The 7,746-nt window shown below is 35.8% G+C and carries 9 protein-coding genes; 5 read left to right on the forward strand and 4 right to left on the reverse strand.

The window, feature by feature from the left end:
• The first annotated feature begins 68 nt into the window (after positions 1 to 68).
• Genes AC6F75_RS13235 through AC6F75_RS13245 form a run of 3 tightly spaced genes read left to right on the forward strand, consistent with a single transcriptional unit; the run spans position 69 to position 2,657 of the window.
• Positions 69 to 752 carry an ATP-binding cassette domain-containing protein gene (locus AC6F75_RS13235; RefSeq protein WP_500715563.1) on the forward strand — a complete coding sequence of 228 codons (684 nt, stop codon included), beginning with the start codon at positions 69 to 71 and terminating at the stop codon, positions 750 to 752.
• Between the two features lie 9 nt (positions 753 to 761).
• Positions 762 to 1,658, forward strand: a complete 897-nt coding sequence (locus AC6F75_RS13240; protein ID WP_500715564.1) for a glycosyltransferase — start codon at positions 762 to 764, stop codon at positions 1,656 to 1,658.
• Positions 1,659 to 1,706: 48 nt separating this feature from the next.
• Positions 1,707 to 2,657, forward strand: a complete 951-nt coding sequence (locus AC6F75_RS13245; protein WP_500715565.1) for a glycosyltransferase — start codon at positions 1,707 to 1,709, stop codon at positions 2,655 to 2,657.
• On the opposite strand, the gene AC6F75_RS13250 is transcribed toward AC6F75_RS13245, so the two are convergent.
• On the reverse strand, positions 2,650 to 3,042 hold the full coding sequence (locus tag AC6F75_RS13250; protein ID WP_500715566.1) for a WxcM-like domain-containing protein: 393 nt from the start codon (positions 3,040 to 3,042) through the stop codon (positions 2,650 to 2,652). The two genes, AC6F75_RS13245 and AC6F75_RS13250, sit on opposite strands and share 8 nt — an antisense overlap.
• Positions 3,032 to 4,141, reverse strand: coding sequence for a glycosyltransferase (locus AC6F75_RS13255; RefSeq protein WP_500715567.1), 1,110 nt, complete (start codon positions 4,139 to 4,141; stop codon positions 3,032 to 3,034). The genes AC6F75_RS13250 and AC6F75_RS13255 overlap by 11 nt, the downstream gene beginning before the upstream one ends.
• A 38-nt stretch (positions 4,142 to 4,179) precedes the next feature.
• Here AC6F75_RS13255 and AC6F75_RS13260 point away from each other — a divergent pair, with 38 nt between their 5' ends.
• The gene (locus AC6F75_RS13260) at positions 4,180 to 5,322 is read left to right on the forward strand and encodes a glycosyltransferase family protein (RefSeq protein WP_500715568.1); all 1,143 of its coding nucleotides are present in this window, start codon (positions 4,180 to 4,182) and stop codon (positions 5,320 to 5,322) included.
• A gap of 10 nt (positions 5,323 to 5,332) precedes the next feature.
• Here AC6F75_RS13260 and AC6F75_RS13265 read toward each other — a convergent pair whose 3' ends face one another.
• Positions 5,333 to 6,088: a T9SS type A sorting domain-containing protein gene (locus AC6F75_RS13265; RefSeq protein ID WP_500715569.1), complete on the reverse strand. Its 756-nt coding sequence runs from the start codon at positions 6,086 to 6,088 to the stop codon at positions 5,333 to 5,335.
• Between the two features lie 128 nt (positions 6,089 to 6,216).
• Between AC6F75_RS13265 and AC6F75_RS13270 the strand changes: the two genes are divergently transcribed.
• Entirely contained in the window at positions 6,217 to 7,137 is a 921-nt protein-coding gene (locus AC6F75_RS13270) for a sulfotransferase domain-containing protein (RefSeq protein WP_500715570.1), read from the forward strand.
• Here the strand turns inward: AC6F75_RS13270 and AC6F75_RS13275 are convergent.
• On the reverse strand, positions 7,134 to 7,746 hold a 613-nt coding region (locus tag AC6F75_RS13275; protein ID WP_500715571.1), incomplete at its 5' end, for a hypothetical protein. The genes AC6F75_RS13270 and AC6F75_RS13275 overlap by 4 nt on opposite strands.

Raw genomic sequence — 7,746 nt, forward strand, 5'->3', positions numbered from 1 at the left:
ATTTTATATAATTTTTCGTTTCCATAATGAAAATAACTTGTAATTTCGCTGAAAACCCTTAAACAGTTATGTCAAACCCGGTCTTATTTCTTAAAAACGCCGCCATCTATCAACGTGAAACCCTTATTTTATCAGACGTTAATGTATCTATTGAAAAGGGTGAATTTGTTTACCTCATCGGAAAAACAGGAACCGGAAAGAGCAGTTTTATGAAAACACTTTATGGAGACATTCCGCTGATTGAAGGTGAAGGTGAAATAGTTGATTTCAATTTGCGAACCCTGAAAGAAAAAGACATTCCTTTTCTAAGAAGAAAACTCGGCGTGGTGTTTCAGGATTTTAAGTTACTCAATGACAGGACGGTCAACGACAATCTGCTATTTGTGCTTAAAGCCACCGGCTGGACAGATAAAATAGCGATGGACAATAAAGTGGATGAAGTTTTAGGCAAAGTTGATATGAAAACCAAGGGTTTTAAATATCCTTACCAACTTTCCGGAGGAGAGCAACAACGCGTGGCCATTGCCCGTGCTTTACTTAACGACCCTGAGCTCATCCTTGCTGATGAACCCACCGGAAACCTCGACCCGCAAACTTCGGTAGAGGTTATGGAAGTCTTACAGGAAATCAATAAAAACGGCAACACTATATTAATGGCTACTCACGATTATGCCTTGTTGCTCAAATATCCATCAAAAACACTCAAATGCGACGAAAATCAAATTTTTGAAGTGGTGCAAAAAACGGTTTAATCTAGAAAGATGATTTCAGTTTTAATTCCTACCTATAATTACAACATTTTTCCTTTAGTTCAAAAAGTACATACCCTTTTGGAAAAAGAAAAAATATCTTTTGAGGTAATTTGCTTAGATGATGCTTCAGACAATGATTCTTTTGTAACTGTAAATAAAAATATAAACCGATTAAAAAATGCATCCTATCACATATTAGAGAAAAATATTGGTCGAAGTAAAATCAGAAATTTATTAGGTAAAAAAGCTACATATCCCTGGTTGCTTTTTCTAGATGCCGATGTCATTCCAATTCAAGATGATTTTATTAAACAATATATTAAATATATAAATCACGAACCTTCAGTTATTTATGGTGGCATAAGATACAAAAGCGACAAGCCCTTAAATAAGGAACTGTTAAGGTGGCAATATGGAAAAAAAAGAGAAGCTTTAACAGCTCAGAAAAGAACAGAAAAGCCATATATATCCTTCCTTACGCTCAACTTTATGATTCATAAAGAAATTCTTTCGAAAGTTCCTTTTAATGAATCTATCCCTAACTTGCGACATGAAGACACCTTATTTTCTTTCGACTTAAAAAATAATAATGTACCAATATATCATATCGAAAACCCCGTTTATCACTTAGGCATTGAGAGTAGTCGTATCTTTTTAGAAAAATCAATAGATTCTTTAAAAGCAAGTATAATTTTTGAACAACAAAAATTAGTTCCTAATCATTATATTAAATTAAATCGCTATTATGATATTTTAAAAAAATTGAGAATGCTTTTTTTGATTGATTTTTTTGGAAAATTGTTTGAAAAGAAAATTGAGCGTAATTTACTAAGTGACAGCCCTTCTTTATTATTCTTTGACTTTTACAGACTTTATCATTTTAGAAAACTAAAAAACTTAATGTAATATCAAACTGAGTGATGATTTAAAATATGAAATACAGCTGTTTAATCTATGATACACTTTCCAAAATTCTCAGTCGTTATACCACTCTATAACAAGGAAAATTTTATTTCAGATACATTGCAATCTGTATTAAATCAAAGTTTTACTGATTTTGAAGTACTAGTTATTAATGATTGCTCAACAGATAAAAGCATAGATATAGTCAAAACCTTTTCAGACAATAGAATTCAAGTTATTGAACACGAAAAGAACAAAGGGCTTTCAGCATCCAGAAATACCGGAATAAGGGCTGCTAATGCAGCATATGTAGCATTTCTGGATGCCGACGATTTGTGGAAACCTCAATTTCTGGAAACCATTCATTTTCTAAGTCAAAATTATCCGGAAGCTAAGTTGTTTGGAACTAAATATCAAGTCAACCTCGACGGAAAAAAAGTAATTGAATATTCGTTCAAAATCAAAGAATTTGAACTGCACGGCATTATTCCCAACTTTTTTGAATATAGCTGCAACTATTCGCTATACAACCAATCCTGTTTTTGTGCCAAAAAAGAGGTTTTTGAAAAAGTGGGCTACTACAATGAAAAAGTAAACTATAGTGAAGATATCGATTTTAATATCAGGGCTTACGCCGAAAATAGTTTAGCATATTACAACAAAGCACTGGCGACCTATTTTATGGTTTCTGAAAATCAAATTACACAAGGAAGCCTTCTGGGTAAAACCATACCCGACTATGATTTTTATGAAGAGCGATACAAAGGTAGGGAAGACATTAAAAAGTACCTTGACTTTCAGCGCTATGTAAATGCAAAGCAGTTTAAACTTTCAGGGGATAAAAAGATGTTCAGGAAACTGGTATCAAAAATTGATGACAAGAACCTTAATTTTAAACAAAAGCTATTGCTTCAACTACCCAATTCTATATTACGCCTTATCAGTATTACGAAACAAAAACTACAAAAAAAAGGGGTGGAAGTAAATAGTTATTCTAAGTAAAGTACTTCAAAAACTCATTATAATCCCTGATGTAATCCCTTTCATCATATTCACCCGAAGCAATCACAAGACATACTGCACCCGAAGAAAAATTCTCCAGTTCCCTCCAAATGTTTGTTTTGATTAATAATCCTTTGTCGGGTTTGTTGAGTGTGATGGTTTGTTTGGAAGTCCCGTCATCAAGAACCACATCAAAACTACCGGAAATTGGGATCAAAAATTCCAATTGCTCCTTGTGTGCGTGTCCGCCACGATGGGCACTGCTGGGCACGTCATAGAGGTAATACACGCGTTTTATCGGGTAAGGCAAAACATCTTTTTCAATCACGGAAATATTTCCCCTGACGTCTTCAATTTTTGGAAGTTGTAAAATTTCAAAATTCATTGTTTACGGGTATTTTAAGATAATCGAGCCATTGCATCCCAATGGATTCAAAGTTAAACCTTTCCACACTATTTACGGCATTGGATTTTAAATTATCGTAAAGTTGTTTGTCGTGAATCAGCCTATCAATCGCCCTTGTCATTTCATCAAGATTCTGGTTTTCAACAAGCAAGCCATTTTTTTCATGCTCAATAATTTCACCCGGGCCTGATTCACAGTCGTATGCAACCACAGGGGTGCCACAAGCCAGACATTCGATAAGCACGTTTGGAAAGCCTTCATTTTTACTGGTCAATAGCGTAGCAAAAGCCTGACTGATATATGGAAAAGGATTTTTTTGGTAGTCTAAAAACAGGACATCATTTTCAAGACTTTTCTTTTTAACCAGTTCAATCAAATCAGGTTTATCGTCTCCATCACCTATCAACACCAGTTTGAATCCGTTGACTTTGGCTGTTGAGCGTGAATAAGCGTGTATCATATGATCCAGTTGCTTAATGCGGTGCATTCTTCCCACACCAAGTAAAAATGGAAAATCAAACGGTTTAAACTCATTTGCCTTTTCCTGAATATTGTCCAACCTTACCGGATTATATATGGTTTTTACATTTTTGTACCCGAATTCTTGTTTGATTTTATGCTCCAATGCTTTGGAAACAGCAACAAACCCATAGGCTTTTTTGTAAATGTTTTTAGCAAAAAAAGCATTCTTCGGAAAATAAAAACTGGTATCAAAACTCCTGATAGTCATTACAAAAGGTGTGGTGTACAGAATATTTGCAATGTAGAACTCCTGCAGAAAATTGTTTTTTACCCTAAAGTCAATGATAAAGTCAAATTGATGTTCCTTTAAATAGTTTCTCAGGGCTTTAAAACGATACCACTTATTTGAAATTCCGTTTGAGGCGTCTTTGAGTTTTCCCATATTGAACAGTGTTCCGGCATAATCATAAGTAATGACATCCTGAACTATAATATGATGTACTTCAATACCTTTTGAATCAAAAAAAATGGAAAGTCCGGCCTGCACCCTTTCGGCACCGCCGCCACTCAGCATTTCGCCCATCAGGGCAATTTTATGCCTGTGTTGTTTTATCATGGAAGATTAATTAACTTCACGGCAAATATAACCAATCTATGAAGATTTTATTGCTCGGGGAATACAGTCACCTGCACAATACCCTCAAACTGGGTTTGACAGCTTTGGGGCATGAAGTCACTTTAGTAGGTGATGGTGACGGCTTTAAAAATTTTCCGGTGGATGTCTCTATCAGACCGGTCTCTTCTGAAAAACCGCTAATCAAAACCTTAAAAAAAGGACTTTACAAATTTACAGGAATTGATCTTGCAGCACTGGAACGCGGACTCCGTTTCTGTAAACACACCGAACATTTCAAAAATTATGATGTGGTTCAATTCATCAATGAAAAACCCATTAAAACATTCCCATTTTTCGAAAGATACCTGCTGAAAAAAATCTTCAAGCAAAATAAAAAAGTGTTTTTGCTTTCCTGTGGTATTGACTACATCAGCGTGCAGTTTATGCTCAACAAGGGGTTCAGGTATTCATTGATGGATCCGCTTTTGGAAGACCTCGGGCAGAAAAAACATTATCAATACATAGTGGATTACACCACAAAAGCCCACTTTAAAACACATCAACTGGTTTTTGAAAACATCAAAGGGATCATCGCTTCAGATTTTGACTATGTTTTGCCTCTGCAAGGTCACCCCAAGTTTTTGGGTTTGATTCCAAATCCGGTCAACTGTGATCTGATTGATTTTAAACCTTCAGAAATAAGCGGAAAGATTAAAATATTATTAGGCATCAATCGAAGTACAGCTGTTAAAAAAGGCATTCGATTTTTCGAAAAAGCAATCCAAATCATCAAGGAAAAATACCCCGACAACACCGAAATCATCGTAGTGGAAAGCCTGCCCTATTCTGAATACATCAAACTGTTTGACGAAGCGCACATCCTGTTAGACCAAGTTTATGCTTATGATCAGGGATACAATGCACTGGAAGCCATGGCCAAAGGCAAAGTGGTCTTTACAGGTGCTGAAAAAGAGTTTTTAGTGCACTACAATTTACAGGAAGATGAAGTGTGTATCAATGCGTTGCCCGATGTGAATGCAATAGTGGAAAGGTTAAGTTGGCTAATTGAAAACCCTGAAGAAATTTCACGTATAGGTCAAAATGCCCGAAAGTTTATTGAGCGAGAGCATCATTATATAAAAATCGCTCAAAAGTATTTGGATGTTTGGAAGCACCCTTAAAAATCAAATACTATTTTTTAATAAATTTCTGAACTGCTTTTTGCCCGTCAACAGTTGTTACAGACATAAAATAAAGTCCTGCAGCAAGTTTTGAAACATCATAGGTATTGGTTTCCGAAACCAAAGTAATTTTAATCCCGTTCAGGGTATAAATCACAACAGACCCAACTTCACTTTTTAATCCCGTAAGGGTAAGGATATTTGAAGCGGGGTTAGGTACAATTGAAAAAGTGAGGATTTCATTTTCCTCAAGTGACAATGTTGATTCTGTAGTATAAATGATATAGTCGCCATTGGGCTTATTAACCTTCAATTCAAAATGGTTGCCCGGCAGAGGTGTAATGGTATATGTAAATGTGACGCCCTCCGCATCATAAAAATCATATTGCTTAGACTCAAACTCATAGAGAAAACCTTGAGTGCAAATCGTTGCTGTTCCATCAGGATTACAAGGTCCGCAATCCATGCAAAGAAGACAGCCATTTCCCCAACCAATAAAAGAAGAACCGTCGATAGAATGTATATCGGAAAAACAAGCCCCACACAAAGCAATATCAATATTTGCCTCATCATTCCCGTTTGAGGTAATTTCCACCCCCACGAAACAACCTTGCGGTTGATTTGCCGGCAAAACCGGAATCGGAATTGGGTTTCCATCCACTACCATTTCAGTGGCATACCACGGGGTGTCAAAAAGGTCTTGCTGTTGACTATTTGACTCAAAAGCTAACAAAGCGGTTAAAATGATAAGGATGCTTTTATTCATTTTCAATGGTTTAATATATAAAAGTACTGATTTATTGTTATTTATCAAATTAAGATCATTTACTTGCTAAAGTTGATAGCCAAAATTATATTGAAAAAGAATATATTTGATTTTTAAAGTTAAACCAAATGCACCCTTATAAGTTACCCAATCTTTATGTCCCCGGTGCCGGAAAATCAGGAACTTCTACCCTGCATGAATTGCTCAATACCCATCCTGATATTTGCATGTCTTCTGTGAAGGAGCCCCATCACTGGACACGAAGTAATTATGAGGAGGATAAAGACATTCTTTTAAGCAGGTATGAGTCTCTTTTTGAGGACAAAACCTGCACCTATTTTGGGGAATCCAGCACGGCTTATTTTTGCTTTCCGGAGTTTAAGGAGCGCATGAAACCTTATTATGACAAGCCACCCAAATTTATTCTTTTGCTCAGGAATCCCATCGACAGGATTTATTCGCACTACTGGTGGTTAAAGGGTATGGGCAGCGAAGACCTTAATTTCAGGGAAGCTGTGAAGAATGACTTTGACGTGGTGCCCGCTGAAAAAAACCGACTACCCGAGGGCAATTTCAAGTCTTATTTTCAAAGTGGTTTGTATGGAAAATGGCTGCAATTATTTATTGAAGAATACGGTCGTGAAAATATCCATATCATCACAACAGAATCACTAAGAGACCAAAGACTTGAAGCTTTAAACAGTTGCTTTCGGTTTTTAAACCTGAAAGAACTCAGTGCCCTTCCGGAAACAGACAAAAACAAAACCACCATTCTTAAATTTCCGAAATTGTACAAAACCATCAAAACCTTGTTGTTTGGTGACAGTTTTTTAAAAAAGTTTGTTAAGTTGCTAATCCCGACGAAATTTCGCAGCAGTTTGAAAAATAAAATTCACGAAACGGTTTTTACCATTACGGCAACTGAAAAAACTTACCCAAAAATGACTGAAGAAGACCGCTTGTGGATCAAGAAGCTGTATAAGGCGGATGTAAATTTACTTCGGAAAATATCCGGACTCATTTTTGAGGAATGGAAAGATTTTAACTAGTCTTTCCAAAATTTATTGAGATAGCTTTTAACTACCTCCATTAAATCCATTTTTCTGTTTAATAAATAGAATGAAAAACTTACAGATACCACCAATAAAACAGCAAGGTTTAAGAGTTTCAAGAATAAGTTATCAATAAACAAACTGCCAAAAGTCAATAAGCAAATCGTCAAACAAATCAAGAAAATAGTATAAAAAGATTTTGGAAAATAAAAGTTATAAGCCACTTTGGTAATCGTTCCCACCAAAATCAAATGCAAAATATAATACACAAAAAAGCTGATTCCCAAGCCTACCAAACCACCAAAATGATAGCCGGCAATGTTCATAATCAACAAGAGCGAGTTGAAAAGCACGGCAGTTTTCATAAAGATTTTTGAGTCCCCTTTGGCAATAAAAATATATCCCATGGAGAAAGAAACCGCCTTAAAAATGGTTCCTAAAATAGCCCAAACCAAAAAAGTCACTACTGGCAAAAACTCCTTGCTGTAAAGCAAGATGATTACATATTCGGCAAAAATCAAAAACAGAACAATGATGGGCGTTATCAGCAAAACAGCAATATAAGCCTGATGCAGCACCGTTTCACGAATTTTTTCAATATCATCG

The organism is Planktosalinus sp. (genome assembly GCF_059864935.1).